34 protein-coding genes are annotated in these 25249 nt (G+C 63.2%); 25 read left to right on the forward strand and 9 right to left on the reverse strand.

The genetic code is table 11. From position 1 onward, the window contains the following. The first annotated feature begins 97 nt into the window (after positions 1 to 97). The 5 genes from CK215_RS10105 (at position 98) to CK215_RS10125 (ending at position 2071) form a co-directional block, all read left to right on the forward strand. Complete coding sequence (locus tag CK215_RS10105; RefSeq protein ID WP_095830825.1) at positions 98 to 421, forward strand: metalloregulator ArsR/SmtB family transcription factor; 324 nt, start codon at positions 98 to 100, stop codon at positions 419 to 421. Continuing rightward, positions 418 to 828, forward strand: coding sequence for an SRPBCC domain-containing protein (locus tag CK215_RS10110; protein WP_095830826.1), 411 nt, complete (start codon positions 418 to 420; stop codon positions 826 to 828). The genes CK215_RS10105 and CK215_RS10110 overlap by 4 nt, the downstream gene beginning before the upstream one ends. Before the next feature lie 83 nt (positions 829 to 911). Beyond that, a complete protein-coding gene (locus CK215_RS10115) occupies positions 912 to 1145 on the forward strand; it encodes a hypothetical protein (protein WP_095830827.1) in 234 nt (77 codons plus the stop codon). Further along, positions 1145 to 1594 (forward strand): DUF1801 domain-containing protein, encoded by a 450-nt coding sequence (locus CK215_RS10120; RefSeq protein ID WP_095830875.1) that lies wholly within the window; start codon positions 1145 to 1147, stop codon positions 1592 to 1594. Before CK215_RS10115 ends, CK215_RS10120 begins: the two co-directional genes overlap by 1 nt. A gap of 78 nt (positions 1595 to 1672) precedes the next feature. Next, a complete protein-coding gene (locus CK215_RS10125) occupies positions 1673 to 2071 on the forward strand; it encodes a DUF1801 domain-containing protein (protein WP_095830828.1) in 399 nt (132 codons plus the stop codon). A 48-nt stretch (positions 2072 to 2119) separates the two neighbouring features. Here the strand turns inward: CK215_RS10125 and CK215_RS10130 are convergent, their stop codons facing one another. Further along, entirely contained in the window at positions 2120 to 2674 is a 555-nt protein-coding gene (locus tag CK215_RS10130; RefSeq protein WP_095830829.1) for a GNAT family N-acetyltransferase, read from the reverse strand. 214 nt (positions 2675 to 2888) lie between these two features. Between CK215_RS10130 and CK215_RS10135 the strand changes: the two genes are divergently transcribed. The 4 genes from CK215_RS10135 (at position 2889) to CK215_RS10150 (ending at position 6657) form a co-directional block, all read left to right on the forward strand. After that, on the forward strand, positions 2889 to 3344 hold the full coding sequence (locus CK215_RS10135; protein WP_095830830.1) for a DUF2214 family protein: 456 nt from the start codon (positions 2889 to 2891) through the stop codon (positions 3342 to 3344). Between the two features lie 261 nt (positions 3345 to 3605). After that, positions 3606 to 4583, forward strand: a complete 978-nt coding sequence (locus CK215_RS10140) for a tripartite tricarboxylate transporter substrate-binding protein (RefSeq protein ID WP_095830831.1) — start codon at positions 3606 to 3608, stop codon at positions 4581 to 4583. A 93-nt stretch (positions 4584 to 4676) separates the two neighbouring features. Then, positions 4677 to 5138 carry a tripartite tricarboxylate transporter TctB family protein gene (locus CK215_RS10145; RefSeq protein WP_067318859.1) on the forward strand — a complete coding sequence of 154 codons (462 nt, stop codon included), beginning with the start codon at positions 4677 to 4679 and terminating at the stop codon, positions 5136 to 5138. Positions 5139 to 5148: 10 nt separating this feature from the next. Then, positions 5149 to 6657 (forward strand): tripartite tricarboxylate transporter permease, encoded by a 1509-nt coding sequence (locus tag CK215_RS10150; RefSeq protein WP_095830876.1) that lies wholly within the window; start codon positions 5149 to 5151, stop codon positions 6655 to 6657. A gap of 80 nt (positions 6658 to 6737) precedes the next feature. On the opposite strand, the gene nth is transcribed toward CK215_RS10150, so the two are convergent. Further along, positions 6738 to 7553, reverse strand: coding sequence for an endonuclease III (nth, locus tag CK215_RS10155; protein WP_095830832.1), 816 nt, complete (start codon positions 7551 to 7553; stop codon positions 6738 to 6740). Between the two features lie 22 nt (positions 7554 to 7575). Between nth and CK215_RS10160 the strand changes: the two genes are divergently transcribed. The 10 genes from CK215_RS10160 (at position 7576) to CK215_RS10205 (ending at position 14928) form a co-directional block, all read left to right on the forward strand. Beyond that, positions 7576 to 8070 carry a DUF2244 domain-containing protein gene (locus CK215_RS10160; RefSeq protein ID WP_095800560.1) on the forward strand — a complete coding sequence of 165 codons (495 nt, stop codon included), beginning with the start codon at positions 7576 to 7578 and terminating at the stop codon, positions 8068 to 8070. 211 nt (positions 8071 to 8281) lie between these two features. After that, entirely contained in the window at positions 8282 to 9187 is a 906-nt protein-coding gene (locus CK215_RS10165) for a methylated-DNA--[protein]-cysteine S-methyltransferase (RefSeq protein ID WP_245418657.1), read from the forward strand. A gap of 233 nt (positions 9188 to 9420) precedes the next feature. Continuing rightward, positions 9421 to 9891 (forward strand): hypothetical protein, encoded by a 471-nt coding sequence (locus CK215_RS10170; RefSeq protein ID WP_067004020.1) that lies wholly within the window; start codon positions 9421 to 9423, stop codon positions 9889 to 9891. 23 nt (positions 9892 to 9914) lie between these two features. Next, the gene (locus CK215_RS10175) at positions 9915 to 10307 is read left to right on the forward strand and encodes a hypothetical protein (protein ID WP_095830833.1); all 393 of its coding nucleotides are present in this window, start codon (positions 9915 to 9917) and stop codon (positions 10305 to 10307) included. After that, positions 10274 to 10798: a hypothetical protein gene (locus CK215_RS10180; protein WP_095783523.1), complete on the forward strand. Its 525-nt coding sequence runs from the start codon at positions 10274 to 10276 to the stop codon at positions 10796 to 10798. Before CK215_RS10175 ends, CK215_RS10180 begins: the two co-directional genes overlap by 34 nt. Beyond that, positions 10779 to 11258: a hypothetical protein gene (locus CK215_RS10185; RefSeq protein ID WP_095830834.1), complete on the forward strand. Its 480-nt coding sequence runs from the start codon at positions 10779 to 10781 to the stop codon at positions 11256 to 11258. Before CK215_RS10180 ends, CK215_RS10185 begins: the two co-directional genes overlap by 20 nt. A 149-nt stretch (positions 11259 to 11407) precedes the next feature. After that, on the forward strand, positions 11408 to 12310 hold the full coding sequence (locus CK215_RS10190; RefSeq protein WP_095830835.1) for a ribokinase: 903 nt from the start codon (positions 11408 to 11410) through the stop codon (positions 12308 to 12310). A gap of 5 nt (positions 12311 to 12315) precedes the next feature. Further along, a complete protein-coding gene (locus tag CK215_RS10195) occupies positions 12316 to 13767 on the forward strand; it encodes an amidase (RefSeq protein WP_095830836.1) in 1452 nt (483 codons plus the stop codon). 93 nt (positions 13768 to 13860) lie between these two features. Continuing rightward, positions 13861 to 14475 carry a LysE family translocator gene (locus CK215_RS10200; RefSeq protein ID WP_095778737.1) on the forward strand — a complete coding sequence of 205 codons (615 nt, stop codon included), beginning with the start codon at positions 13861 to 13863 and terminating at the stop codon, positions 14473 to 14475. A 51-nt stretch (positions 14476 to 14526) separates the two neighbouring features. Next, the gene (locus CK215_RS10205) at positions 14527 to 14928 is read left to right on the forward strand and encodes a hypothetical protein (protein WP_170950266.1); all 402 of its coding nucleotides are present in this window, start codon (positions 14527 to 14529) and stop codon (positions 14926 to 14928) included. Between the two features lie 30 nt (positions 14929 to 14958). Here CK215_RS10205 and CK215_RS10210 read toward each other — a convergent pair whose 3' ends face one another. Continuing rightward, positions 14959 to 15903, reverse strand: coding sequence for a nucleoside hydrolase (locus CK215_RS10210; RefSeq protein WP_095783603.1), 945 nt, complete (start codon positions 15901 to 15903; stop codon positions 14959 to 14961). Positions 15904 to 16043: 140 nt separating this feature from the next. On the opposite strand from CK215_RS10210, the gene CK215_RS10215 reads away from it, so the two are divergent. After that, positions 16044 to 16469 carry an Hsp20 family protein gene (locus tag CK215_RS10215; protein WP_067004038.1) on the forward strand — a complete coding sequence of 142 codons (426 nt, stop codon included), beginning with the start codon at positions 16044 to 16046 and terminating at the stop codon, positions 16467 to 16469. A gap of 64 nt (positions 16470 to 16533) precedes the next feature. Beyond that, positions 16534 to 16791: a DUF1150 family protein gene (locus CK215_RS10220; protein ID WP_067318876.1), complete on the forward strand. Its 258-nt coding sequence runs from the start codon at positions 16534 to 16536 to the stop codon at positions 16789 to 16791. A 117-nt stretch (positions 16792 to 16908) separates the two neighbouring features. Here CK215_RS10220 and ptsN read toward each other — a convergent pair whose 3' ends face one another. The 6 genes from ptsN to lptC all read right to left on the reverse strand — a co-directional run bounded on the left by ptsN (position 16909) and on the right by lptC (position 22186). Next, a complete protein-coding gene (gene ptsN / locus CK215_RS10225; protein WP_067004043.1) occupies positions 16909 to 17373 on the reverse strand; it encodes a PTS IIA-like nitrogen regulatory protein PtsN in 465 nt (154 codons plus the stop codon). A 60-nt stretch (positions 17374 to 17433) separates the two neighbouring features. Beyond that, positions 17434 to 18018: a ribosome-associated translation inhibitor RaiA gene (raiA, locus tag CK215_RS10230; RefSeq protein ID WP_067004045.1), complete on the reverse strand. Its 585-nt coding sequence runs from the start codon at positions 18016 to 18018 to the stop codon at positions 17434 to 17436. Positions 18019 to 18331: 313 nt separating this feature from the next. Then, positions 18332 to 19861, reverse strand: a complete 1530-nt coding sequence (rpoN, locus tag CK215_RS10235) for an RNA polymerase factor sigma-54 (RefSeq protein ID WP_095830837.1) — start codon at positions 19859 to 19861, stop codon at positions 18332 to 18334. Positions 19862 to 20050: 189 nt separating this feature from the next. Next, the gene (lptB, locus tag CK215_RS10240; RefSeq protein WP_095830838.1) at positions 20051 to 20869 is read right to left on the reverse strand and encodes an LPS export ABC transporter ATP-binding protein; all 819 of its coding nucleotides are present in this window, start codon (positions 20867 to 20869) and stop codon (positions 20051 to 20053) included. Further along, positions 20869 to 21486, reverse strand: a complete 618-nt coding sequence (locus tag CK215_RS10245) for an LptA/OstA family protein (RefSeq protein WP_095830839.1) — start codon at positions 21484 to 21486, stop codon at positions 20869 to 20871. The genes lptB and CK215_RS10245 overlap by 1 nt, the downstream gene beginning before the upstream one ends. Beyond that, a complete protein-coding gene (gene lptC, locus CK215_RS10250; protein WP_067004053.1) occupies positions 21473 to 22186 on the reverse strand; it encodes an LPS export ABC transporter periplasmic protein LptC in 714 nt (237 codons plus the stop codon). The genes CK215_RS10245 and lptC overlap by 14 nt, the downstream gene beginning before the upstream one ends. Before the next feature lie 306 nt (positions 22187 to 22492). On the opposite strand from lptC, the gene sppA reads away from it, so the two are divergent. From sppA to CK215_RS10270, 4 genes are all read left to right on the forward strand, one after another. Next, positions 22493 to 23446 carry a signal peptide peptidase SppA gene (gene sppA / locus CK215_RS10255; RefSeq protein WP_067318883.1) on the forward strand — a complete coding sequence of 318 codons (954 nt, stop codon included), beginning with the start codon at positions 22493 to 22495 and terminating at the stop codon, positions 23444 to 23446. A 75-nt stretch (positions 23447 to 23521) separates the two neighbouring features. After that, on the forward strand, positions 23522 to 23806 hold the full coding sequence (locus tag CK215_RS10260) for an integration host factor subunit beta (protein ID WP_027165368.1): 285 nt from the start codon (positions 23522 to 23524) through the stop codon (positions 23804 to 23806). Positions 23807 to 23867: 61 nt separating this feature from the next. Then, entirely contained in the window at positions 23868 to 24200 is a 333-nt protein-coding gene (locus CK215_RS10265; protein WP_095783527.1) for a DUF1049 domain-containing protein, read from the forward strand. A 22-nt stretch (positions 24201 to 24222) separates the two neighbouring features. Then, positions 24223 to 25194: an ornithine cyclodeaminase family protein gene (locus CK215_RS10270; protein WP_095830840.1), complete on the forward strand. Its 972-nt coding sequence runs from the start codon at positions 24223 to 24225 to the stop codon at positions 25192 to 25194. The last annotated feature ends 55 nt before the right edge of the window (positions 25195 to 25249 follow it).

The raw sequence follows: 25249 nt of genomic DNA on the forward strand, positions 1-25249 counted from the left end.
CCAGTCCGCCCTAAGCTTCCGCCCTCTAGGCTCTGCTTGACTCACACATATCTCACTGGTTATACGTCAATCAATAGCCATTGAGTTATCGATCCAGATGACGAACGCACACGATATGCTGTTCCGGACGCTTGCCGATCCGACAAGGCGCGCCATCTTCGAGCGTCTGTGCCGGCAAGGCGAGCAGACGGTCGGCGCGCTGACGGCTGAGGCCGGTGTCTCGCAGCCGGCGGTGTCGAAACATCTCGGCCTGCTCAAGCAAGCCGGACTGGTGCGCGACCGCCACGAGGGTCGCCAGACCTATTACAGCGCGCAGCTTCGCGCGCTGGCGCCGCTAATGGATTGGACTCGCGATATGGCTGGGTTCTGGGAGAGCCGGTTCGACGATCTCGAGGATCTGCTGCAGAGGATGGATCAATGAACGATATGCCGGCCGGAACGCGCTCCGTTGTCGTCGAGCGCGAGATTCCCTATCCGCCGGACAAGATCTGGCGGGCACTGACCCAACCGCATCTCATCGAGGAGTGGCTGATGAAGAACAACTTCAAGCCGGTCGTAGACCACCGTTTCGAACTGAGCGCGGACTGGGGCGGTGTCGAGTGCCAGGTCCAGACAGTCGAGCCAAACAAAACGCTTTCCTACACATGGGACACCAAGGATCTAGAGAGCGTCGTCACATGGACGCTCACCCCGACCAGCGCCGGCACTCGCCTGCGCATGGAGCAGACATTCTTCCGGACTGACCAGGAGCCGTATTTCCGAGGTGCGACCGTTGGCTGGCCGAGGTTCTTTGCGGCCTTGGAGCAGGTGCTTTCGCGGATCGATTGAGGGCCTGCGGCAATCTCATTCAGATCACGCAACTGGCGTGCTGGTAGGCCCAGCGTTCATTGGTTCTTTCAGAGGAGGAAGCATTGGACTGGAGCAAGTGGATCAGGCAGTTGCATCGCTGGCTGTCGATCATCTTTACCACCACCGTCATCGCCAACTTCATCGCCATGGCGTTGGGCGAGCCGCCGGCCTGGGTGGTCTATTCGCCGCTCCTGCCGCTTTTCCTGCTGTTGTTCAGCAGCCTCTACATGTTCGTGCTGCCCTATGCCGCAAGGTGGCGCGGTGGGCCGGCGCGCGAGCGCGCCGGACCGGCCTGATGGCAAAAGCGAAATCGGCAAAGGTTGCAGCCAGGCCGTCGGGGGAAAAACCCGTCCTGCTTTCGGGCGGCAACCCGCAGATCGCCAAGGGGTATGGTGACGCTCCCGTGCAGGCCTATATCGCGGCGATGCCGGGTTGGAAGAGCGAGCTAGGCCGCCGGCTCGACCAACTCATCATGCAGGCCGTCCCCGACGTGCAGAAGGCCGTCAAATGGAACTCGCCGTTTTACGGCATGGACGGCGAAGGCTGGTTTCTCGGCATTCATTGTTTCACCAGATACGTCAAAGTGGCCTTCTTTCGCGGCATGTCGCTGAAGCCGGTGCCGCCCGGCGAATCCAAGAGCAAGGACACGCGCTATTTGCACATCCATGAGGACGACCAGCTCGACGAAGCGCAATTCGTCTCCTGGGTGAAACAGGCGAGTCAATTGCCTGGCGAACGAATGTAAGCGCATTATCGGTCACTCACGGTCCGCCCGACGAGGCATCATGGCGAACCGTCTAGCGGGTGTTGAAGGAGGACACATATGGAGAAAATCGGCGTGCAGGAAAGCAAGTCTCCTTCCGAGCTGATTGATGGCCGTATCGCGGAATTGGGCGATTGGCGGGGCGAGATGCTCGGCCGACTGCGCGCCCTGATTAGGGATGCCGATCCGGACGTCACCGAGGAATGGAAGTGGCGCGGCGTGCCGGTCTGGGAGGACGCCGGAATGATCTGCACCGGCGAGACCTACAAGGCCGTCGTCAAGCTGACCTTCGCCAAGGGCGCGGCGCTGCCGGATCCCTCACGTCTCTTCAACTCCAGCCTCGAAGGCAACACAAGGCGCGCCATCGATTTTCGCGAAGGCGAGGAGATCGACCAGGAAGCGTTCAAGACTCTCGTGCGAGCAGCGGTGGCCCTGAACAGGTCCAAGGCCAAACGCTGATCCCAGAAGCGCGTCAGCACCGGAGGCGGACGAACCCGGCATTGCCCTCTAGGCTGCTGCCCCTCCGGCCCACCGCTCCAGCAGGATCGTCGGCTTGTCGTGATAGGTGGTCCGCAGGATTTCGCGATAGCCGTTCTTATCTGCAACCTTGAGCGAGGCGCCATTTTCGGGATCGATGATGCAGACGGTCCTGGCTCGCCCGAACGCCTCGTCACCCCAGGCGACGATGCGCCCGACGACTTCGCTTGCAAGCCCCTGGCCATGCGCACCCGAAGCTAAAGCCCAACCGGCTTCCGGCACGCCTTCGATCGAGGGCTCGATCTCGCGCTTCAGATCATGGAATCCCGCCTCGCCGAGGAAGCGGCCCGTCGCCTTGTCCTCGATCGCCCAGAACCCATAGCCAAGCAGCGACCACAGCCCGGCATGGCGCAGGAAGCGCATCCAGCTTTCCTCGCGGGTGCGCGGCTTGCCGCCGATGAAGCGGGTGACCCCCGGGTCCGCCCACATTGCGACATAGGTCTCGAAATCGTTGAGCCGATGCGGCCGCAGGACCGTCCGCGCCGTCTCCAGGACAGGCACCCCGGCTTCCCTTGCAATGCTCATCGCAGTCCTCTCCTTTGAGCGGCAGCGCTTAGCAAACCTGCACGTTCGAACAAGGGCCAGGATCGCCCGGGGCATCCTCCAGCGACGCAAGTGGATGAGCGCGGTCATTGACCGGCTGACATTTCGGCGTGTGGGATTCTCGACAGGCGATGCTAGTCTTGGGACGAAGCTGATTCAGCGATATCGCGGCGCCGTCTGAAAACGAGGAAAGATAATGGACACCACCGACCTTCTGCTGGCGATCGCCCATCATCTTCTGGTGTTCTCGCTGGCCGGCATCATTGGCGCCGAGTTCGTGCTGGTGCGCGGCGAGTTGGGGGCGACGACCCTCAAGCGCCTTGTCGGCATCGACCGCCACTACGGCATCATCGCCGCGCTGATCGTTATCATTGGCGTCTGCCGGGTGTTCTTCGGCCTGAAAGGCTGGGAGTTCTACGTCTTCAACTGGGTGTTCTGGGCAAAGATGATGGCCTTCATCATCGTCGGCCTGCTGTCGATCATCCCGACCGTGCGCTTCATCTCCTGGAGCAGGCAGGCGAGCGGCAATCCTTCCTTCTCGGTTCCGGCGGCGGAGCTCGCCTCGGTGAAGAACTATGTCCGCGCCGAGGGCTTCATGTTCCTGCTCATCCCGGTCTTTGCGGCGGCGATGGCGCGCGGCTACGGTTATTAGAATAGAACCGAGGAAGAGCAGGGATCGGGCAGCAACCGGCATCCGCCAAACGTACCGTCGCCAGATGTCGACATCCCGCGATCCATCATCCGACCCAGATCTTTTCCATCCATCTTGCGGGTGATTTGTAGATAATTGCGGTTTGCCGTTTGAGTCCGATTGCAATCTGCTAGCCTGCACTAGTTGCTATTGCATCCACAGCCGTCGCCGAGAGGAATTTCGCGCGGTGGCTGGAGATTCATACTCTGGGAGGAAGTCACAATGAGAAAATTTGTTGCCGCTCTGGCTGCCGCAGCGGCCGTCACGCTTTATCCGTTCGCCGCGGGCGCGCAGACCTATCCGGAACGCACCATCACCGTGGTGGTGCCGTTTGCGGCCGGCGGCCCGACCGACACGGTCACACGCCTCATCGCCGAAGCCATGTCGAAGGATCTCGGCCAGCAGGTCATCGTCGAGAATGTCGGCGGTGCCGGCGGCACGCTGGGCGCGGGCCGCGTCGCGAAGGCTGACCCGGACGGTTATACGCTGCTCCTCCACCACATCGGCATGGCGACCAGTGCGACGCTGTACAGAAAGCTCGCATACGACACGCTCAACGCCTTCGAATATGTCGGCCTCGTCACCGAGGTGCCAATGACCGTCGTCGGCCGCAAGGACCTTGAGCCGACCGATCTGAAGGGACTGGCCGAGTACGCCAAGGCCAACAAAGACACTGTCACCGTCGCCAATGCCGGGATCGGTGCGGCCTCGCATTTGTGCGGCATGCTGTTCATGAGCGCCATCGGTACGCCGCTGGTCACCGTGCCCTACAAGGGCACCGGCCCGGCCATGACCGATCTTCTGGGCGGCCAGGTCGACATGATGTGCGACCAGACGACCAACACCACCAAGCAGATCCAGGGCGGCACGATCAAGGCCTATGCCGTCACCTCGCCGGAACGCCTCGATGTGCTGCCGGACGTCCCGACGACGACGGAAGGCGGCCTTCCCGAGGTGCAGGTCAGCATCTGGCACGGCCTCTACGCACCAAAGGGTACGCCGGCCGAGATCACCGGACGCCTGTCGAAATCGCTGCAGGTCGCGCTGAAGGATCAGAACGTCGCCGCCCGCTTCGCCGAACTCGGCACCAAGCCGTCGCCCGAAGCCGACGCGACACCGGCGGCACTGAAGGCCAAGCTTGAAAGCGAGATCGGGCGCTGGAAGCCGATCATCGAAGCCGCCGGCCAGTACGCCGACTGAGGTTTTGGACGGGGCGCGATCGGCGCCCCGTTTTTGCTTCGGCCCCGTTTTGCGTTGCAACGGCGCGCCCGATGCGCACCTGAGAGGAACGTGATGAAGCCTTTCGCAATCGACACGACCAACGGCATATGCGCCGCGCTGTTCATCGCCTTCGGCGCATTTTTCGCTCTGCAGTCGCTCGGCCTCGAAATCGGCAGCGCCTTCCGCATGGGACCGGGCTATTTCCCGCTGGTCCTGGCGATCGTGCTGCTCCTGCTCGGCGTTATCATCCTCGTCCAGGCAGTGCGCTTCGAGAGCGAGGCGATCGGCCACATTGCGTGGCGCGGCATGCTGCTCATCCTCCCCGCTCCGATCTTCTTCGGCCTGACGGTGCGCGGCCTCGGCTTCATCCCATCGATCTTCCTGACGGCGCTGATCGCATCCTTTGCCAGCGCCCGCATGAAACCGCTGACCGCGCTCGTGTTGTCGGCCGGCCTGACGCTGTTTGCGTCGCTCGTCTTCAGCTACGCACTCGGCCTGCCGTTCCGACGCTTTGGCCCGTGGCTGCCATTGTGAGGAGATGACCATGGAGCTCCTCGCCAACTTGGTGCTCGGCTTTTCGACGGCGACATCGCTGACAAATCTCGGTTTCTGTCTGATCGGCGTCCTTCTCGGCACGCTGATCGGCGTCCTGCCCGGCATCGGCGCCACCGCAACCATCGCCATGCTCTTGCCGATTACGTTCCAGATAGGCGACCCAGTTTCCTCTCTCATCATGCTCGCCGGCATCTATTACGGCGCGCAATATGGCGGCTCCACCACCGCCATTCTCATCAATATGCCCGGCGAATCCTCGTCAGCCGTCACCGCAATCGACGGCTACCAGATGGCCAAGAACGGCCGCGCCGGGGCGGCACTCGCGATCGCGGCGATAGGCTCGTTCTTTGCCGGCACGGTGTCGACCTTCCTGGTCGCCATCTTTGCTCCGCCGCTGACGGCGATGGCGCTGGAATTCGGCGCGGCCGAATACTTTTCGCTGATGGTCGTCGGCCTCGTCTCGTCCGTCGCGCTCGCCCACGGCTCGATAGTCAAGGCGCTGGCCATGGTTGTGCTCGGCCTGCTGCTCGGCATTGTCGGAACCGACATCTATACCGGCACGCCGCGCTTCACGCTCGGCATCACCCAATATGCCGACGGGCTGAATTTCGTCGCGGTAGCGGTCGGCGTCTTCGGCGTCGCCGAGATCCTGCGCAACCTTGAGAACGAACACGAGCGCTCCGTGCTGATCCGAAGAGTCTCCGGTCTCATGCCGACCCGCGAGGATTTTCGGCGCATGGCCGCGCCCATCGTGCGAGGAACGATCATTGGTTCGGCGCTCGGCATCCTGCCGGGAGGCGGTGCGATCCTTGCAGCCTTTGCCTCCTACACGGTCGAAAAGCGCGTATCAAAAAACCCGAGGGAATTCGGCAAGGGCGCCATCGAAGGCGTCGCCGGGCCGGAATCGGCCAACAATGCCGGCGCGCAGACCTCCTTCATCCCCATGCTGACGCTTGGCATTCCGGCCAATCCGGTAATGGCGCTGATGATCGGCGCGATGATCATCCAGGGCATCGTGCCCGGCCCCAATGTCGCGACCGAACAGCCGGAGCTGTTTTGGGGCATCATCGCCTCAATGTGGATCGGCAACCTGATGCTGATCGTCCTCAACCTGCCGCTGATAGGGCTTTGGGTGAAGCTCCTTACGATCCCATATTACGTGCTGTTTCCGATCATCATGGCGTTCTGCTCGATCGGCGTCTACAGCGTCAACACCAATGTTTACGACCTCTACGCCGTCGCCTTCTTTGGCTTGCTCGGTTACCTCCTGATCAAGCTGCGCTGCGAACCCGCGCCACTGCTGCTCGGCTTCGTGCTCGGCCCGTTGCTTGAGGAAAACTTGCGTCGCGCCATGATTCTGTCGCGCGGCGACCCGAGCACCTTCGTGACGAGACCGATCAGCGCCAGCCTGCTCTTCATCGCGCTCGCCGTGCTCGTCATCGTCTTCCTGCCCGCGGTCAAGAAGAAGCGTGAAGAGGTGTTTGTGGAGGAAAATTAAGTCATTGAATTTCGTTGCAATTTTTGAATTCGGCGTGTTGGCCGCAGGCGCCGTCGCTGGCATCATCCGCTACACTCCGCCTAGCTGACACCAATCGCTCGGTCCTCAGTTTCGTCGAGCGGCGCGAGCTCGATCAGCGGCGCCGGCAGGTCGGTGGTCTTTTCCTTGGACTTGCAGATATCCGCGATGACACAGACCGGGCAGTCGGGCTTGCGCGCCTTGCAGACATAGCGGCCATGCAGGATCAGCCAGTGATGGGCGTGCCGCATGTATTCGGCGGGAATGACTTTTAGCAGCCCGTGCTCAACCTGTTCCGGCGTTTTGCCGGGCGCCAAACCAATACGATTGCCGATGCGAAAGATATGCGTGTCCACCGCCATCGTGTGCTGGCCGAAGGCGACGTTGAGCACGACATTGGCGGTCTTGCGTCCCACGCCCGGCAGCTTGACCAGCTCGTCCCGATCTTCGGGCACGTTGCCGGCATAGTCGTCGATCAGGACCTTCGAGAGCGCGACCACGTTCTTGGCCTTGTTGCGCCACAGGCCTATGGTGCGGATGTAGTCACCGACCTTGGCCTCACCGAGCGCCAGCATCTTGTGTGGCGTATCGGCGACCGAAAACAGCGGCTTCGTTGCCTTGTTTACCCCGGCATCGGTCGCCTGTGCCGACAGCACCACCGCGATCAGCAGCGTGAAGGGATTGACATAGTCGAGCTCGCCCTTCGGCTCGGGCCGCTGCACGGAAAAACGCCGGAAGATCTCATGCACCTCGGCGGGCGTGTAGAGCGAGCGCAGCCCGCCCTTCCGGGACGGCGTCTTTGCTTTCGCACTGCCGCCTGAGGCGGAGGCTGACGGCTTTTTGACGAGGAAGGAGTTTTTGGACTTGGGCGGCGCCATTCCCTTCCTATAATATTTCCCTATGAGCGACACAAACGCCTCGTTCGAAGCCGACAAGCCATTCTTCCAGGCCCTGCTGACGCCGCATCGCTCCCTCGGTCGGACCGGCTTTCTGATATTGATGGGCGCGCTGATGTTCGGCTGGGCGATCACCGGCGCGATCTTCCTGGCACATGGCGCATGGCCGGTCTTCGGCTTCTTGGGGCTGGACGTGGTCGCCGTCTACATCGCCTTTCGCGTCAATTACCGGGCGGCCCGCGCCCGTGAGGAAATATCGGTCTCGCGCACCAGGCTTGACATCCGCAAAACGGCGCCGTCGGGCCGCTTCGAGGATCATCGCTTCAACCCGTTCTGGGCCCGCTTTTCGATCGCCCGCCATGCCGAGATCGGCATCACCAACATGGCCGTCGAGGCGCAAGGCGAAAGCGTTTCGATCGGGTCTTTCCTGGATCCCGGTTCCCGCGAAAGCTTTGCTGCTGCCTTTTCGCGTGCACTGGCGACCGCCAGGGCGCGTTGAACTGGCACGGCGCTCCGGCGCCTCGCCGTAGAGCGTCATCAGCAAGGTCTGCCTTACCCCGGTCAAATCTATCTTTTCGCCGGCCGTCATCGCCCTTCGGCTCGAAGCCTGGTCGATCTGGGTGGGCCGGAGGAAGGCAAGTTTCGGGTGGTGGCAATGCGCGGGAAGACCGATATTCGCGGCCGAGCAGATAGCCATGGGAGATATTGCCATGAACGGCCAGATGACCATGAATACCCGGATGGAACCGTCAGCGATCCTGCAGAACGACATCACGCCCGTGGGCAGCGACTACGAAATCGTGCGCCGCGCCATCGAGAAGATCAGCCTCGACTATCGCGACCAGCCCTCGCTGGAGGTTCTGGCCGAGGCGGTCGGCGAGACGCCGACGGGCCTGCAGAAACTGTTCACGCGCTGGGCCGGCCTGTCGCCCAAGGCCTTTCTGCAGGCGGTGACGCTCGACCATGCGCGCAGGCTGCTTGATTCCGGCATGCCGCTGCTCGAAACCTCGTTCGAGCTCGGCATGTCGGGCCCCGGCCGGCTGCACGACCTCTTCGTCACGCACGAAGCGATGTCGCCCGGCGACTACAAGACCCGTGGCGCCGGCCTGACCATCCGCTACGGCTATCATATCTCGCCCTTCGGCATTGCGTTGATCATGGTCACCGATCGCGGGCTGGCCGGCCTGGCGTTCTGCGACGCCGGCGGCGAGCGGGCTGCCTTCGCCGATATGTCCGGCCGCTGGCCGAACGCAGCTTACGTCGAGGACATGTCGGCCACCCAGCCCTATGCCGCGCGCGTCTTCGATCCGACAAGATGGCGCGCCGACCAGCCGCTGCGTGTGGTGATGATCGGCACCGATTTCCAGCTGCGCATCTGGGAGGCGCTGCTGCGAATTCCGATGGGCAGGGCCTGCACCTATTCCTCGATTGCGGCAAGCATCGGCGCGCCGAGCGCCAGCCGGGCCGTCGGTGCGGCGGTGGGCGCCAATCCGATGTCCTTCGTGGTTCCTTGCCATCGTGCGCTCGGCAAGTCCGGCGCCCTCACCGGCTACCACTGGGGACTGACGCGCAAGCGCGCCATCCTCGGCTGGGAGGCGGGACAAATGGCGTCCTGAAACTTCGTTTTTTCCGCGCGCCATTGCGAAAAACCGTGGATCTGAATATAGGTAAGTATAATCGAAACAATACTTCCGAAATATCGGGATATGCAACCGGAGACAACCTCAGGTTTCGCCGGTTGTATTTTGAATTGTTTGCAGTCGTTATCTTGTTTAACGCTAAATTAACTACGATAAACGGATGATACCTCTGTATTGAGCCGCATTTTCCGGCTCGAAAGAGGGGTCTCATGAAGTTCTTTCGCGTCGCAATGGCCGCGAGCCTGCTGGCCGTCTGCACCGGCCAGACTGCATCGGCAGCCACCGGAAACGTCCTCTTCAACGGCACTATCACCGCTACCTGCACGGTCACGATCAACTCTAACGGAGCGATGACCGTCAGCAGCAATCTTCAGTCGCTGAGCTCTCACAATGCCGGCGGTTCGGCCGGCAGCGCCCAGGTCGATACCACCGGCGGCGTCACGCTCAGCGTCGATCCGGTCACCACCACCACCGTCCCGGCCTCGGACACCACGGCCACGACATGGACCCCGACCTTTGCCACCTCCGGCGCGCAGACCATTGCCGAAACCGGCACAGCGACGGCGCTCACGGTACCGGGCACATCGACGGTCGCGGTCAATCTTGCCGGCACCAAAAGCGGCACGGACCGCTTCTCCGCCGGCAACTACCAGGCAACCGTGACGCTGCGCTGCGAATAGCCCTCTCGCGAAAGGAGCGCTCCTTGAGAACGATTGGAATCCTGGCGGCGGGGCTGATCGCCGTGCTGTCTCCCATTGCCGCGGCGGGCCAGTCGATGACGCCGATGCGGGGCGAGGTCAGGTCCTTCACCGATGCTTTCGCGGTCCGGGTTTTCCCCGGCAACCCCTACGACCAGCGCATACGCGTCGAGATTCATGTCTATGACCAGGATTTTCGGCCGATCGACGCCAGGATCACGCCGAGCGCCTTCGTTCTGGCCGGCCAGGCGTCGCGCCCGGTTCTGGTGGTTGTCCCGTTCGACGGAGCGAACGAGCGTAAAGTGCGTATCTGTACCGAGAGTATCCCCTTTCCAAGCGAGCAGACGCAGATAAGGGCACAGATATGCGGAAAGTTCTTCGGGCATCGCAGGTTCTGACGCTTGCCCTGCTGCCCGCCTTGGCGGTCGCAAGTCAGGGGTATGCTGAGGATATACTGAACCTGAACCAGAACCAGACGGGCTTCACCTTGCCCGGCGTCACCCTGCCCCAGGGCCAGGACGAGGTTCATGCTTCCGACGGCACGACCTGCCGCTCGGCCGTTTCCGGCAGCGGCGCCTATCTGGACGTCGGCGTCATCCGCGGCAACAGCAACAGCCAGTCGAACAGCGACCTCGCCACTTACGGCCGCGTGGTGGTCCCGATCGGGCGGACGCCGAAGCGCGTGGATTGCAGCCGCCTCTACGAACTCGAGGTCGAGCGCCTGCAGCTCGAATTGAAGCTGCTCAAGATGGGTCTCGGCGCCGACGGCCAGACGGGAAGCGTGGCTGCTCCCAATCCCGCGACCGCCTCCGCTGCCGCATCGACTGGATGGGCTAACGAGGGCTGGAGCATCAGAGGCACAACCGGCAATGACAAGAAAAAGAAATAGCCGCGCGCTGATCGCCGCGGTGGCTGCGCTTGCAAGCCTCTGTCTCCCGGCTCAGGCGGCTATCATCGGCACTTGCACCATCATGATCGGCGCCTCGGGAACGATGAAATCGAACCCCGCCATCAATATCTTCGGCTCCAGGCAGGCGGGCGGGTCGAGCGCCGGCGCCACCATCACCGCGAATGCGACGGTATGCACGATCCTCAACCTGCTCGACTGCTATTCCGTCTCGGCACCGGCGCCGATTGTCTTCACGTCCGCGCCGAGCGGCGGCGACACCGACGTCACCTTCGCCACCGTCTTCCGCCTCGATGGCTCAGGCGCGGACATCCCGGGCAGTTCGCCGCAGCGGGTGACCAACGGCACTCACACCATCCAGGTCGATCTCACGGCCACAAAATCGCCGGGCATCTTCCCGGCCGGCAACTACCAGGGCACGGTGACGGTGCGCTGCGAATGATGCTGTGGGCCGGTGCGGCGCACAACCGGCTTGATCTGGCAATAGACGGTCTTTGCGGCTAGCCTCCCGCGCAAGCAACTGCGTAAATGCAAGGACTTGCGGCATCGGCCTTCGATCGAAGGCTCGCCCGCTCGTGCAGGAGGCCTTTCTTGATCATCATCGTCGGCTCGATCAACCTCGACCTGATCGCCAATGTCGACCGTTTGCCTGAACCCGGCGAGACGGTCCGCGGCTCCGGCTTTGCCACCGCTCCCGGCGGCAAAGGCGCCAACCAGGCGCTGGCCGCGGCCCGCGCAGGCGCTGAGGTGCGCATGGTCGGCGCCGTCGGCAAGGACAGCTTTGCCGCCGAAGCGCTGGCGCTGCTGAAGGCCGGCGGTGTCGATCTTTCCGGCGTCGGCGAGAGCTTCGCCTCCACCGGCACAGCGCTCATCCTGGTCGGTGCCGACGGCGAGAATGTGATCGCCGTCGTGCCGGGCGCTAACGATTCTGTACTGCCCGGCGACATCGCCAAGGCGTATCTGAAGAAGGGCGATGTCGTGCTTTTGCAGCACGAGATCCCGCTGCCCACGGTCGAAGCGGCGCTCGATGCAACCCGCGCGGCGGGTGCCGTCAGCGTGCTCAACACCGCGCCTTTCCGCCCCGAGGCGGCCGGCTTTCTCGGCAAGGCCGACTACGCCGTCGCCAACGAGACCGAGTTCGACCTCTATGGCGAGGCGCTGGTGCTCACCGGCCGCGACCGGGAGGCGCGGATGCGCGACTATGCTCAAAAGACAGGCCGCGCCATCGTCGTGACGCTCGGCGGCGACGGCGTGCTGGCCGCCACTCCCGACCATTTCCTCACCGTCCCGGCACTGAAGATAACTCCGGTCGACACGGTCGGCGCAGGCGACACTTTTTGCGGCTATTTAGGCGCCGGCCTGTCGTCCGGCCTCCCGCTCGAACAGGCGCTCACGCGCGCCGCGGCGGCAGGCTCGCTCGCTTGCTTGAAGCCGGGTGCGCAGCCGGCGATTCCGTTGGCGAAGGATGTCGACGCGGCCTTGGCCGCGCGGTGACGGCGATGCGCCCGTCGACGAAACACGCCGTGCCGCCGGCCGGCGACATCTGTCGCTTGTCCGCCGTAGAGCTTACCGACACGATCAGGCAGCGCCGTCTGTCGGCGCGAGAGGTCGTCAGCGCCTTTCTCGACCGCATCGATGCTGTGAACCCGCTGGTCAACGCCATCGTGTCGCTGCGCGAGCGCGCCGATATCCTGGCGGAAGCCGACAGGGCGGACGCCCATTTGGCACGGGGCGGCGCGGCCGGATCGCTGTTCGGCCTGCCGATCGCCATCAAGGACCTCGCCCTGACCAAGGGCTTAAGAACAACCTTCGGCTCGCCGATCTTCGCCGATTTCGTCCCGCAAGAGGACGATTTCTTCGTCGAGCGCCTGCGCAAGGCCGGCGCCATCATCATCGGCAAGACCAATGTTCCGGAATTCGGGCTGGGCTCCAACACCTACAATCCGGTCTTCGGTCCGACGCTCAATGCCTTCGATCCGACGCTCACCGCCGGCGGCTCGAGCGGCGGCGCGGCGGTGGCGCTGGCGCTCGACATGGTGCCGGTCGCCGACGGCAGCGATTTCGGCGGCTCGCTGCGCAATCCGGCGGCCTACAACAACGTCTATGGCTTCCGCCCCTCGCAAGGGCTGGTGCCGGCCGGCCCCGACATCGATGTCTTCCACGCCCAGATGGGCGTCGAAGGGCCGATGGGCCGGAATGTGCGCGACATCGCGCTGCTGCTCGATGAGCAGGCCGGCTATCATCCGCGGGCGCCATTGTCGCATGACAAGCAGGGCTCGTTTCTCGAAGGCCTGCGGGAGAAAGCCACCGGCGGCCGCATCGCCTGGCTCGGCGATTTCGGCGGCCATCTGCCGATGGAGCCAGGCATTCTCGACCTGTGCGAGACTGCCCTCGCCCGCTTCGCGGACGCCGCGTTCCACAGCGAAACGCTGGTGCCGGATGCCGACTTCGAAGCGCTCTGGCAGGCCTTTGTGACGTTGCGCCAGGCGAGCAGCGGCTGCGGACTGAAGGCGCATTATGACGCTCCGGAAAAGCGCAGGCTGCTGAAGCCGGAGGCGGTTTGGGAAGTTGAGCAGGCGATGCGCCTTACCGCGCCCCAGATCCATGCCGCCTCGGTCCGGCGCACCTCATGGCACCGCACGCTGCTGTCGCTGTTCGAGCGCTTCGACCTTATCGTGCTGCCGACCGCCCAGGTCTTCCCCTTCGAGGTCTCGACGCATTGGCCGCGCGAGATCGCCGGGCGGCCGATGGACAGCTATCACCGCTGGATGCAGGTCTCCGCCTTTGCCACGCTCGGCGGTTGTCCGGCGCTCAATGTGCCGGTCGGCTTCGACGGCAAGGGCCGGCCGATGGGTATGCAGCTGATCGGCCAGCCGCGCGGCGACCTGGCGGTCCTGCAGGCCGGCGCCGCCTATGAGGCGACGCTGCCCTGGCCGGCGGGGGCTGCCTGACGGGCTCAACCGGCTGGCGCGCTTGCGCCGGCGTCAACTCCGTGCATTGATCGCGCTCCGCGCGTGTCGGCGCGATCCTGTTCGAGGGAAAACATGTCGCTGGAACTCTACGCCGCCTATGTCGTCGCCTGCATCGTCATCGTCCTGGTACCCGGGCCGACGGTCACGCTGATCATCGCCAACAGTATCCGCCATGGCTCGCGCGCCGGGCTGGCCAATGTCGCGGGCACCCAGGCCGGGCTCGCCATCATGATCGCCATCGTCGGCATCGGCCTCAACACGCTGATCGCCGGCATGGGTCACTGGTTCGAATGGGTGCGGCTGATCGGTGCGGCTTACCTCATCTGGATGGGCGTGCAGATGCTCCGCGCCAAGGGAGCCCTGAACCCCGATGGATCGGCCAAGAAACCGCGCGGCGGCTTCTTCCTGCAAGGTTTCCTGGTGGCGATTTCCAATCCGAAGACGCTTGTCTTCTTCGGCGCCTTCTTCCCGCAGTTCATCGCGCCACAGGGCAATTACACGCTGCAGATCGTGGTCATGGGCCTGACCGCGATGGTCTTCGCCGCCATGTCGGATTCGACCTACGCGCTTGCCGCCGGCCGCGCCGGGCGCATGCTCTCGGCCAGCCGCGTTAAGCTGATGTCGCGGATCAGCGGCAGCTTCCTGGTCGGCGGCGGGCTCTGGCTGGCGTTCTCCAAGGCGAAATGAGAGCGAATACTCTGGTCGCAATTATTTTTGACGCCTATTGAATAACTGTGCTTGGCAGCACACTTCTTCAGGATGAACAAGTCAAACGTTTCCTTCCGGAATCGCTTGCTTATTTGGCAATATGAGTACAGCGACGCCGTGATCGGCGTCGCTTTGTTCGGCGCATTTGCGGCTATGAAATCCATCGCCATCGTTGAGCTTCAGGCCAATCCGGTCATCGCCACTCAACGCGTGATGGGCGTGGTCGAATACGTCAGGGTGAAGCCCATCAATCCGTACGGCACGATCGGCCACAATCTATACTACACCTACGATCTGCGCCTTGATGACGACAACACACGGATATCTGTCGACGACGATGTGAGGCGACCCCATCTTGTCGGCTCCGTCCTTCCCATCGAGCGACAGCACCACAAGCACGGCGCCGACACCTATCGGTTGCTCAACGGATGACGACGTGTGCTCGGTTGGCCGCTTTGACGGTCAGTTGAGCCGCCCCAGCCGCTCCACCAGCAGCGCGAAGAACGTATCGTGGTCGATGTCGCGCATCACCATGGCGTTCTTCTCGCGCTTGGTGACGCCCCACCAGTCGATCACCGTCATGCCCATGGTCAGCTCGGAGCTGGTCTCCACGCTGACATTGCAGCGGCGACCCTTGAACAGCTCCGGCTTGATGAGATAGGCGATCACGCACGGATCGTGCAGCGGCCCGCCGTCGGTGCCGTATTTCTCCTCGTCGAAGCGCTCGAAGAACTCCAGCATCTCGGCGGTTGCGGTGCCGACCTTGGTGCCGAGCTGGCGGAAGGCCTGGATGCGCTTGGCCGAGGTCAGTGCCTTGTGGGTGACGTCGAGCGGCATCATCACGATCGGAACGCCCGACTTGAACACCAAATCCGCCGCCTGCGGGTCGACGTAGATGTTGAATTCGGCGGCAGGCGTGACGTTGCCGCCCTCGAAAAAGCCGCCGCCCATCAGCACGATCTCCTTGATACGCGGCGCGATCCGCGGCTCGCGGATCAGCGCCAGCGCGACATTGGTGAGCGGCCCGAGTGGGCACAACGTGATCGTGCCCGCTTCCTCACGCATCAGCGTCTCGACCATGAAATCGACCGCGTATTGCTCCTGCAGCGGCATCGTCGGTTCGGGCAGCTGGGGTCCATTGAGGCCGGTCTTGCCATGCACGTCCTCCGCCGTGACGAGCTCGCGCGCCAGCGGGCGGATGGCGCCGGCATAGACCTTGACGTCGGGTCGGCCGCCGAGCTCGCAGATCTTGCGCGCATTCTTCTCGGTGAGCTTCAGCGGCACGTTGCCGGCAACGGCGGTGATGCCGACGACCTCCAGCTCGGCGCTGCCGAGCGCCAGCAATATGGCGACGGCATCGTCCTGGCCGGGATCCGTGTCGATGATGATCTTTCGTGACTGGGGCATTTCAATTCCTTTGGGGAGTCTTTTTGGGCGGGGTTTTGACGGCTTGAACTTGATCGCGCGGCGGACCATATCAAGACCATCGGGAAAAATGCCATCCGGGTTTTTCCGGTTTGTGTCGCTCTTAAGAGGACAGTGTAACAATGAGTCGAATGACGCCCTTCTCCAGCCCGCTTCTTCTGGGCTTCGACGCCATGGAAAAGACGCTCGAACGTCTGGCGAAGTCGGGCGACAGCTACCCTCCGTATAACATCGAGCGTCTGGGCGCCTCGGACGGCAAGGCCGAAAGGCTGCGCATCACACTTGCCGTGGCGGGTTTCGCAGAGAACGACCTCGATGTCACCACCGAGGAAAACCAGTTGATCGTGCGCGGCCGTCAGACCGACGACACCGAGCGTGAGTTCCTCCACCGCGGCATCGCCGCTCGCCAGTTCCAGCGCTGCTTCGTGCTGGCCGACGGCATGCGGGTGGTCGGCGCGGAATTGAAGAACGGCCTTTTGTCGATCGATCTCGACCGTCCGGAGGCCGAGCGGCTGGTACGGAAAATAAACATATCGGTGAAAGACTGATCTTTGCCGATGGCTCTAATGCGGGACGGCCGGAAGTGGCGTCCTTGCGCCAAGGAGGCTTGTAATGACCAGAATTGACGAAACCCTGACCATGACCAGCGGCGAATTCGCCCATCTCGGCGAAGGTTCGGTCGCATATCTGAGGAAAATATCGAGCGACGATTTGCGCGGCCGCTTCCCCGGCCTCGGCGAAATCGCGCCCGGGCTGGAACTGTGGGCGCTGTTTGCCGCCAACGGTCAGCCGATCCTGCTTTCCGATGCCCGTGACCGGGCCCTGGCGGGTGCGCTGGAGAATGATCTGACCACCGTCGCCATCCACTGACCCCAACCACTATTTGAATTTGAGGTCGTTGCCTGAATTGGAAAGGGCCGCTCCCGGCGGCCCCTCAAGGTTATATCCCAAAAACCGGGTTTATCCAAAGGCCAGCTTCACCCAACCTCAGGCCGCGTGCGAGGCCTGGGTATCCGACAGCAGAGCGTGGATCGCCACTGCGTCGCGCGTCCCCCTGATCTTGGCCACCGTATCGCCATCGCGCAGCACGCGCGCGATACGCGACAGCGCCTTAAGATGGTCGGCGCCGGCGCCTTCGGGCGCAAGCAGCAGAAACACCAAGTCGACCGGCTGGTCGTCGAGCGCCTCGAAATCGACCGGCGCCTCCAGCCGGGCAAACACGCCGGCGATCCGCTTGACCCCTGCGAGCTTGCCATGCGGAATGGCGATGCCGTTGCCGACGCCGGTGGAGCCCAGCCGCTCACGCTGCAGGATAGTGTCGAACACTTCCCGCTCCGGAATGCCTGAAATCGCCGCCGCCCTCTCCGACAGCAATTGCAGAAGCTGTTTTTTGGAATTCGCCTTCAACGCCGGCATGATAGCCGGGACGCTGATGAGATCGCTGAGATCCATGCCTGAAAAATCCCTTGCTCGCCTACCGCGCCGGTCGTCCCCCTCGCGCGGCCGGCTTTCTTATCCCTGCGCGACTTTGGTGGTCGACGGATCAATCCAGCCGATGTTTCCATCCGGCCGGCGGTAGACGATATTGACGTGGTCGTTTCCGGCGTTGCGGAAGACGAAAACCGGGCTGTCCTTGGTATCGAGTTCGATGACGGCAGACGCCACCGACATGGTGCGAAGCGTCACGGTCGATTCGGCGACGATGGCCGGAGCGAAGTTCTCCGGGATTTCCTCTTCGTCGTCGGCGAGCGGCTCCATCACGGCGTAGGCGATGTCGGTGGATTCGCCGTTGCCGTTGCTGGAATTGTGCGACTTCAGCCGGCGCTTGTAGCGCCTGAGCCGCGTTTCGAGGCGATCGGCGGCCGCCTCGAAGGCAAGCGTGGGATCCTGGGCGTCCCCGGTCGCCTGCAGCGAGGCGCCCGAATCGAGACGGATCATGCAATCGGCCGAGAAGCGCGATCCCGCTTTGATGACCGTTACATGTCCTGAAAAACCCCGATCGAAATATTTTTCAATCGCTTCGTTGACACGATCATTGATGCGCGTACGGAACGCATCGCCGATGTCCATGTGTTTTCCCGAAATGCGCAGATTCATCTGAAAACTGACCTTCCCTGCTCAGGCTTCAAACTGTCCCAAGTTTATACCCGTGGTGCGCGCGCACAAGCTTTGCGGCGGCACGCGCGCCGATTTTAGACCCGAACTTTCCGGTTGATCACAAGTCGCCTTCTGGCCGTCCGAGGCCTTCGCTTTGACGGAGCCATTCGCGAGGCGGGCATCACGGCCCGGCTCATGCGGGCGGGCTTCTAGACACTTCATTGCAGCTTGTCAATGAAACACGAAAACTGTGAAAAATCGCCATTCCTCAGCTCGGACCAAACTAGGTCAGGCCCGATGAATATCAACTGCCCTATCGCCCGGCGTTGGCCAGCGCCCGCTTCTCCCGGCGCCGCTGCACCGATGAAGGAATGTTCATGCCCTCCCGGTATTTGGCGACCGTGCGGCGGGCGATGTCGACGCCGCTTTCCCGCAGCATGTCGACGATAGCGTCGTCGGAAAGCACGTCGGCGGGCTTTTCCTCGTCGATCAGTTGCTTGATGCGGTCACGCACGGCTTCCGACGAATGCGCTTCGCCGCCTTCCGCCGAGGCGATCGAAGCGGTGAAGAAATAGCGCAGCTCGAACACGCCGCGAGGCGTCAGCATGTATTTGTTGGCAGTGACGCGGCTCACCGTCGATTCATGCATGCCGATCGCGTCGGCCACCGTGCGCAGGTTGAGCGGCTTGAGATGCCGCACGCCATGGACGAGGAACGCGTCCTGCTGGCGCACGATTTCCGAGGCCACTTTCAGGATCGTCTTCGCCCGCTGGTCGAGGCTGCGCGTCAGCCAGTTGGCGTTCTGCAGGCATTCGGCCAGAAACTCCTTTTCCGCCTGGTCCTTGGCATGGCCGGAAACCCGGGCGAAATAGACATGATCGACCAAAACGCGCGGCAGCGTGTCGGCGTTGAGCTCCACCGCCCAGCTGCCGTCGGCAGCGGCCCGCACCTCGACGTCGGCAACGATGGCGTCGCTCGCGCCGCCCGAAAACGCGCTGCCGGGACGCGGATCGAGCGCCCGGATCTCGGCCAGCATGTCGAGAAGGTCTTCCTCGTCGACGCCGCAGATGCGTTTCAGCGTCTGGAAATCCCGCCGCGCCAGGAGTTCGAGATTAGCCACCAGGGCCTTCATCGCCGGATCGAGCCGGTCGCGTGCGGCAAGCTGCAGCGACAGGCATTCGGCGAGGTCGCGGGCAAATAGGCCGGCCGGCTCGAAGGTCTGGCAGACCGCGAGCGCTCGCGCCACCGCTCCCATGTCCGCCCCCAGCCGCGCGGCAATCTCTTCCAGATCGGCGCGCAGATAGCCCGCTTCGTCGAGGCTGTCGGCAAGCTCGCCGGCAATCAGGCGCTCGGCGGGTTTGGCGAAGGCAAGCGCGATCTGTTCGCCGACATGCTCGCGCAGCGTCACGATGGTCGCGGCCATCTCGCCGACGTCGAAGCCTTCCGACGAAGCGCTGCCGGCGCTGCCCGCGGATGCCGACTTCCACTGCGCGGTGAGATCCGGTCCGAGCTTTTCGCTGGTGCCGGGATCGTCGGGAAACAGGTTCTCCAGCGAAGAGTCGAGCTTTTCCGAGATCGCCTCGGCGCTCCATTCCGTCTCGCTTTCGAACCAGTCGTCCCCGGCGGCGGGTTCCGGGGCGGTCTCGCTCTTCTGCGGCTGGTCGCCGCCCGCATCGTCCTGCGGCTCGGCTCGCTCCAAGAGCGGATTGCGCTCGATTTCCTCGTCGATGAAGCGGTCGAGCTCGACATGGGTGAGCTGCAGCAGCCGGATCGACTGCATCAGCTGGGGCGTCATCACCAGCGACTGGGACTGTCTGAGCTGCAGTTTGGCCGCCAGCGCCATGGTTGGATTCAAACGCCTCGTCTACGCATCGAGCTGCCGTTTTCGGTCGGGCATAGAAACTGGCCCGGCTTTTGCTTGTCAAGGCAAACGCTAGCAGAGACGGCTTACCGGAGCCTTTATTCGCGGGCAGAGCAGGCATAAAGCCGAAAAATTCAGCGAGAAATTGCCGCGCAACCCGAATTTTCGCGTTTAGAGCGTAAAACCCTCGCCGAGATAGAGCCGCCGCACATCGGCGTTGGCGACGATCTCGTCGGCGCGGCCATGCGTCAGCACCTGGCCGGCATGGATGATATAGGCGCGGTCGATCAGGCCGAGCGTCTCGCGCACATTGTGGTCGGTGATCAGCACGCCGATGCCGCGCGCGGTCAGATGGCGGACGAGCTGCTGGATGTCGGCGACCGCGATCGGATCGATACCGGCGAAGGGCTCGTCGAGCAGCATATAGGCCGGCCGTGTGGCCAGCGCCCGCGCGATCTCGAGGCGGCGTCTTTCGCCGCCGGACAGCGCCATCGACGGCGCCTTGCGCAGATGGCTGATGTGGAATTCCTCGAGCAGTTCGTCGAGCGTGCGCTCACGTTCCTTGCGGCTCTTTTCCACCACTTCCAGAACGGCGCGAATGTTCTGCTCGACGTTGAGGCCCCGGAAGATCGACGCTTCCTGCGGCAGATAGCCGATGCCGAGGCGGGCGCGCCGGTACATCGGCATCGAGGTGACGTCGAAGCCGTCGATCTCGATCGTGCCTTCGTCCACCGGCACGAGACCGGTGACCATGTAGAAACAGGTGGTCTTGCCGGCGCCATTGGGACCAAGCAGTCCGACGGCCTCGCCGGCCCGCACGCCGAGCGTCACGCCGCTCACCACCTTGCGGCCCTTATAGCTCTTGGTCAGGCCCTTGGCGATCAGGGTGCCCTTGAACTTCGCCTTGTCGGCGCCGATCGTTGCCGGCGCAGACGTTTTTGCGGCTGTCCGCCCCGGGAGGCGGGCCAGCAGCGACGATACGCCGGCCATTAGTTGCTCGACGCTCCCTGCTGGGCCGTGCCCTTTTGGGGCGCGCCCTGCTTCTGCGGCGTAATCGACATGATGACCCGACCGCCGGTGCCGCAACCGTCGACATTGGCAAGGCCGCTTTTCATCTGAACGGTGAGCTTGCAACCCTTGAGCACGTTGTCGCCCTGCGAGAGCACGACTTCGCTGCCGGAAAGAACGAGCACCTGGGTCTTCATGTCGAACGTGCCCTTGTCGCCGGTGGCGATCTGGTCGTTCGATTTGATATAGACTTTGTTCTCAACCACGAGGTGGTCGATGTTGGCTGCCCCGGTCATCGCCGATGTGCCCGCCGCCGCGCCCTTGGGAGCGTTTGGGTCCTTGACGTAATAGACCGTCATCTTGCCGGCCTTGAGCAGCGTCGGCCCCTGATTGACGGTGACGTTGCCGCTGAAGATCGCCGCGCTGTCGGCTTGACGGACCTCGAGCTTGTCGCTTTCGATCTGGATCGGCTGGTCGCCTGACAATTTCAGGCCGGACATCTGGCTGGTGCCGCCGGATTGGGCAAGCGCCGGCGCCGCCCCGAGCAACATGAAGAGAGAGGCCGCCGCTGCAAGCCTTGCCGAACTACTGCGACGCATTCTGCTCTCCGCCCTTTGCCTCTGCCGCCTTCAGACTTGCCGCGTCAATGTTGACGCGCACCCGGTTCTCGAAGACCACGACCTTGCCGTTTTCTTCCACCGACATCGAGTCGGCGGTGATGCGCGATCCGCCGCGGCTGACATCGACCGGATTGTCGGTCTTCATAGAGCCTTTGCCCATGTCTAGGAAGACCGATTTGAACTTGGCTTCCATGCCGTCGCTCGTCGTCACCAGGACATCGCTTGTGAGGTCCATCGTGTTGGCGTCGCGGTCGTAGATGCCATGCGCGGCGTTGACCGCCACCACATTGTCGCTGGCGACGGGCAGCTTGGCGTTGATGCCTTCGAGGTCGATGATACCCTGCTTGCCGACATCCTGGGTCGCCCTGGTCGCCGTCAGCGAATAAGGCAGTTTCTGCTTGGTGAAGCCGTTGAGCTTGGGATTGGCCATCACCAGCTTGCCGTCCGAAAAGGCCGTGCCGTCGGCCTGTACCGAGATCGACACCGGCGCGGCGAGATAAGAATAGACCGGAAAGGCGATCGCAATTGCCGCCGCCAGCAGCGGCACGGCGAATTTCAACACGCGCACGCGGCGCGAATGCCGCTGCGCACGATCGAACGCATCGCCGCGCGTGCCGCTTTCGCCAGCGGCAGCCGATACCGTTTCGGCATCGCTCGTTTCGTCAGATCGCGCCAACATGACTGTTTTCTAATGAGCCCTTGCCCCGCCAAACACCGCCTATAGGTGGTATGCCGGTCCCCGCAAGCAAGCACAAGCGGAGGAAAACTGCAAAAATGTGACGGCTACTACCGTACGACTAGGACGAATCCGGCTGCACTGCCAGCTCTTCATAGCAGATAGGAACGGGCTGCGTTAATTTTTCGTGAGGTCGTCGTGACCGCCGCGTTGCGCCAAGACCTGTCAGGGCCAGGGCATCAGGAAACGGTAGCCCCGCGCGGATGGTTGCTTTAAAAGCGTCCTTTCCCACCGAATGTGAGGCTGACCATGGCAATGAGAGCCGACGACCTGATCGACCGCCGCCGCTTGCGCCGCAAGCTGACGTTCTGGCGCGTGACCGCGTTTGTGATTGTGGCGGCAGCTCTGATCGCGTTTTCGGCATGGATCTATGGTGACGATTTCACCGGTCAGGCGATCGACCACATCGCGAAGGTCAAGATTGAAGGCACCATCACCGAGGACGAGGAGCTGATCAAAAGACTGGAGACGATCCGCAAATCCGCAACGGTGAAGGGCGTCATCCTGTCGATCGATTCGCCCGGAGGCACCACGGTCGGCGGCGAGTCGATCTATGAGGAAGTGCGCAAGCTCGCCGCCGACAAGCCGGTGGTGGCCGAGGTCGGCACGCTGGCCGCGTCCGCCGGCTATATGATCGCAAGCGCGGCCGACCACATCGTCGCCCGCAAGACCTCGATCGTCGGATCGATCGGCGTGCTGATCCAGTATCCCGACGTGAGCGGCCTGATGGACAAGCTCGGCATCAAGCTCGAGGAAGTGAAGTCCTCGCCGCTCAAGGCTGCGCCCTCGCCGTTCAAGCCGACCAATGACGACGAGCGCGCCATGGTGCGCAAGCTCATCCTCGACAGCTATGACTGGTTCGTCGGCATTGTCGCCGAACGGCGCAAGATGACCCGCGAGCAGGCGCAGGCGCTGGCCGACGGTTCGATCTTCACCGGCCGCCAGGCGCTCGCCAATCACTTGGTTGATGCCGTTGGCGGCGAACCCGAGGCGATCAACTGGCTGGCGACCAAAGGGGTCGACAGCAAGCTCAAGGTCGTCGAATGGAAGGATACGGAGGGGCACGGCCTCCTGTTTTCGAGAAGCATGACCAAAGCCGTCGCCAATGCGCTCGGCCTGCCGGACGCCGGCGGCGACATCATTCACGAGCTTGGCGCCGACCGCTTGTTCCTTGACGGTCTCGTTTCGGTCTGGCACCCTTGACAACCATTGGGACGAGCCAAATAAAGCAATAAAATCATCCTGATATTTGACCGCAGTGGTTTACGGGGAACGTTCATGATCAAGTCCGAGCTTGTGCAGATCATTGCCGCGCGCAACCCCCATCTTTTCCTCCGCGACGTTGAAAACATCGTCGGCGCGATCTTTGACGAGATCACCGACGCGCTCGCCGAAGGCAACAGGGTCGAGTTGCGCGGTTTCGGTGCCTTTTCGGTGAAAAACCGTCCTGCCCGCACCGGCCGCAACCCCCGCACCGGCGAATCCGTCGAGGTCGAGGAGAAGTGGGTGCCGTTCTTCAAGACCGGCAAGGAGTTGCGCGAAAGGTTGAACGGCGGCAAATAGGCGCTGCGCCGGCAGGTCGGGAAACGACGTTTCGGCGCTTAAGCCACCTCCAGGAGATTTGATGTTCAATCGCGTCATGCTCGTCGTGGTCTTCGTGCCGCTGGCCGTCATCCTGATCGCGCTTGCCGTCGCCAATCGCGGCCTCGTCGCGTTCACGCTCGACCCGTTCCATCCTGGCAATCCAGCGCTGACGCTGAATTTGCCGCTCTTCATCTTCCTGTTCCTGGCTTTGGCCTTCGGCATGATCGTCGGCAGCATGGCTACCTGGGTGAAGCAGGGCCGCTACCGCAAGCTCGCGCGCCAGCGCGGGCTGGAGGCCGAGAACCTGCGCCAGGCAGTGAGCCGCGCACCCGCTGCGCCGAAAGGACCGGCGCTGCCCAAGCCGACGAACTAAACAGCGCCTTACGGAGCTTTCCATGCAGACAATTTCGGCCGCCGAGGTCGACCGCGCGCTGACCTTTTCAGGTCTGGTCGAGACACTGCGCACCGCCTTCCGCGAAGGCGCCGTGCAGCCGGTGCGCCACCATCACGCGGTCGAGCGGCCGGACGGCGCCGCCTCGACGCTTTTGTTGATGCCGGCCTGGACCGACTTCGACGCCGCCGGCACCTCGGCCGGCGGCCATATCGGCGTCAAGATCGTCACCGTCTCGCCGGACAACAACGCGATCGGCAAGCCGGCGGTGATGGGCCTCTATCTGCTGCTCGACGGCGTGACCGGCGAACCCCAGGCTCTGATCGACGGCCAGCGGCTGACGCAATGGCGGACCGCCTGCGCCTCGGCGCTCGCCGCATCCTATCTCGCCCGCGAGGAGGCCTCGCGGCTCTTGGTGATCGGCGCCGGCGCGCTGTCACCCTTCCTCGCCAAGGCGCATTCGGCGGTGAGGCCCGTTAAGTCGATCCGCATCTGGAACCGCACGCCGGCCAATGCCGAAAAGGTCGCGGCGGCGCTGCACGCCGAAGGCTTTCCAGCAAGCGTGGCAGGAGACCTCGAAACCGAGCTTGGCGAGGCCGACATCGTCTCGTCGGCGACGATCACGACCGCGCCGCTGATCAAGGGCGCGCTGTTGAAGCCGGGCGCCCATGTCGACCTGGTCGGCGGCTTCACGCCGCAGATGCGCGAGAGCGACGACGATGCCATTTCCCGCGCCCGCGTCTATGTCGATACCCGCGCCGGCGCCACCAAGGAGGCCGGCGACATCGTGCAGCCATTGGCTTCCGGTGTCCTGAAGCCGGAAGCGGTCATCGCCGACCTGCACGAACTGGCGCGTGGCGAGAAACAGGGCCGGCAAAGCGATAGCGAGATCACGCTGTTCAAGTCGGTCGGCGCAGCGCTTGAAGATCTCGCCGCCGGCATCGCCGTCTACAAGGCGCTCAGCACAAGCCAGTAAGAGATAGGGTAGTGGGCAATCAGGAAGCTCACACCCCTACCGCCCCGCCCTACCG

This window comes from Mesorhizobium sp. WSM3864 (assembly GCF_002294955.1).
Taxonomy (GTDB): Bacteria; Pseudomonadota; Alphaproteobacteria; order Rhizobiales; family Rhizobiaceae; genus Mesorhizobium.

Coding starts and splice junctions, on each gene's coding strand:
- CK215_RS10125 (WP_095830828.1), top strand. CDS start 1,673: ATGGAGAAAATCGGCGTGCAGGAAAGCAAGTCTCCTTCCGAGCTGATT.
- lptB (WP_095830838.1), bottom strand. CDS start 20,869: ATGGCCGGCGTATCGTCGCTGCTGGCCCGCCTCCCGGGGCGGACAGCC.
- CK215_RS10145 (WP_067318859.1), top strand. CDS start 4,677: ATGAAGCCTTTCGCAATCGACACGACCAACGGCATATGCGCCGCGCTG.
- sppA (WP_067318883.1), top strand. CDS start 22,493: ATGGCAATGAGAGCCGACGACCTGATCGACCGCCGCCGCTTGCGCCGC.
- CK215_RS10130 (WP_095830829.1), bottom strand. CDS start 2,674: ATGAGCATTGCAAGGGAAGCCGGGGTGCCTGTCCTGGAGACGGCGCGG.
- CK215_RS10220 (WP_067318876.1), top strand. CDS start 16,534: ATGACCAGAATTGACGAAACCCTGACCATGACCAGCGGCGAATTCGCC.
- CK215_RS10170 (WP_067004020.1), top strand. CDS start 9,421: ATGAAGTTCTTTCGCGTCGCAATGGCCGCGAGCCTGCTGGCCGTCTGC.
- rpoN (WP_095830837.1), bottom strand. CDS start 19,861: ATGGCGCTGGCGGCCAAACTGCAGCTCAGACAGTCCCAGTCGCTGGTG.
- CK215_RS10215 (WP_067004038.1), top strand. CDS start 16,044: ATGAGTCGAATGACGCCCTTCTCCAGCCCGCTTCTTCTGGGCTTCGAC.
- CK215_RS10200 (WP_095778737.1), top strand. CDS start 13,861: ATGTCGCTGGAACTCTACGCCGCCTATGTCGTCGCCTGCATCGTCATC.
- CK215_RS10160 (WP_095800560.1), top strand. CDS start 7,576: ATGAGCGACACAAACGCCTCGTTCGAAGCCGACAAGCCATTCTTCCAG.
- lptC (WP_067004053.1), bottom strand. CDS start 22,186: ATGTTGGCGCGATCTGACGAAACGAGCGATGCCGAAACGGTATCGGCT.
- CK215_RS10135 (WP_095830830.1), top strand. CDS start 2,889: ATGGACACCACCGACCTTCTGCTGGCGATCGCCCATCATCTTCTGGTG.
- CK215_RS10210 (WP_095783603.1), bottom strand. CDS start 15,903: ATGCCCCAGTCACGAAAGATCATCATCGACACGGATCCCGGCCAGGAC.
- CK215_RS10105 (WP_095830825.1), top strand. CDS start 98: ATGACGAACGCACACGATATGCTGTTCCGGACGCTTGCCGATCCGACA.
- ptsN (WP_067004043.1), bottom strand. CDS start 17,373: ATGGATCTCAGCGATCTCATCAGCGTCCCGGCTATCATGCCGGCGTTG.
- CK215_RS10150 (WP_095830876.1), top strand. CDS start 5,149: ATGGAGCTCCTCGCCAACTTGGTGCTCGGCTTTTCGACGGCGACATCG.
- CK215_RS10165 (WP_245418657.1), top strand. CDS start 8,282: ATGAACGGCCAGATGACCATGAATACCCGGATGGAACCGTCAGCGATC.
- CK215_RS10110 (WP_095830826.1), top strand. CDS start 418: ATGAACGATATGCCGGCCGGAACGCGCTCCGTTGTCGTCGAGCGCGAG.
- CK215_RS10180 (WP_095783523.1), top strand. CDS start 10,274: ATGCGGAAAGTTCTTCGGGCATCGCAGGTTCTGACGCTTGCCCTGCTG.
- CK215_RS10195 (WP_095830836.1), top strand. CDS start 12,316: ATGCGCCCGTCGACGAAACACGCCGTGCCGCCGGCCGGCGACATCTGT.
- CK215_RS10265 (WP_095783527.1), top strand. CDS start 23,868: ATGTTCAATCGCGTCATGCTCGTCGTGGTCTTCGTGCCGCTGGCCGTC.
- CK215_RS10120 (WP_095830875.1), top strand. CDS start 1,145: ATGGCAAAAGCGAAATCGGCAAAGGTTGCAGCCAGGCCGTCGGGGGAA.
- CK215_RS10185 (WP_095830834.1), top strand. CDS start 10,779: ATGACAAGAAAAAGAAATAGCCGCGCGCTGATCGCCGCGGTGGCTGCG.
- CK215_RS10245 (WP_095830839.1), bottom strand. CDS start 21,486: ATGCGTCGCAGTAGTTCGGCAAGGCTTGCAGCGGCGGCCTCTCTCTTC.
- CK215_RS10270 (WP_095830840.1), top strand. CDS start 24,223: ATGCAGACAATTTCGGCCGCCGAGGTCGACCGCGCGCTGACCTTTTCA.
- CK215_RS10260 (WP_027165368.1), top strand. CDS start 23,522: ATGATCAAGTCCGAGCTTGTGCAGATCATTGCCGCGCGCAACCCCCAT.
- raiA (WP_067004045.1), bottom strand. CDS start 18,018: ATGAATCTGCGCATTTCGGGAAAACACATGGACATCGGCGATGCGTTC.
- nth (WP_095830832.1), bottom strand. CDS start 7,553: ATGGCGCCGCCCAAGTCCAAAAACTCCTTCCTCGTCAAAAAGCCGTCA.
- CK215_RS10140 (WP_095830831.1), top strand. CDS start 3,606: ATGAGAAAATTTGTTGCCGCTCTGGCTGCCGCAGCGGCCGTCACGCTT.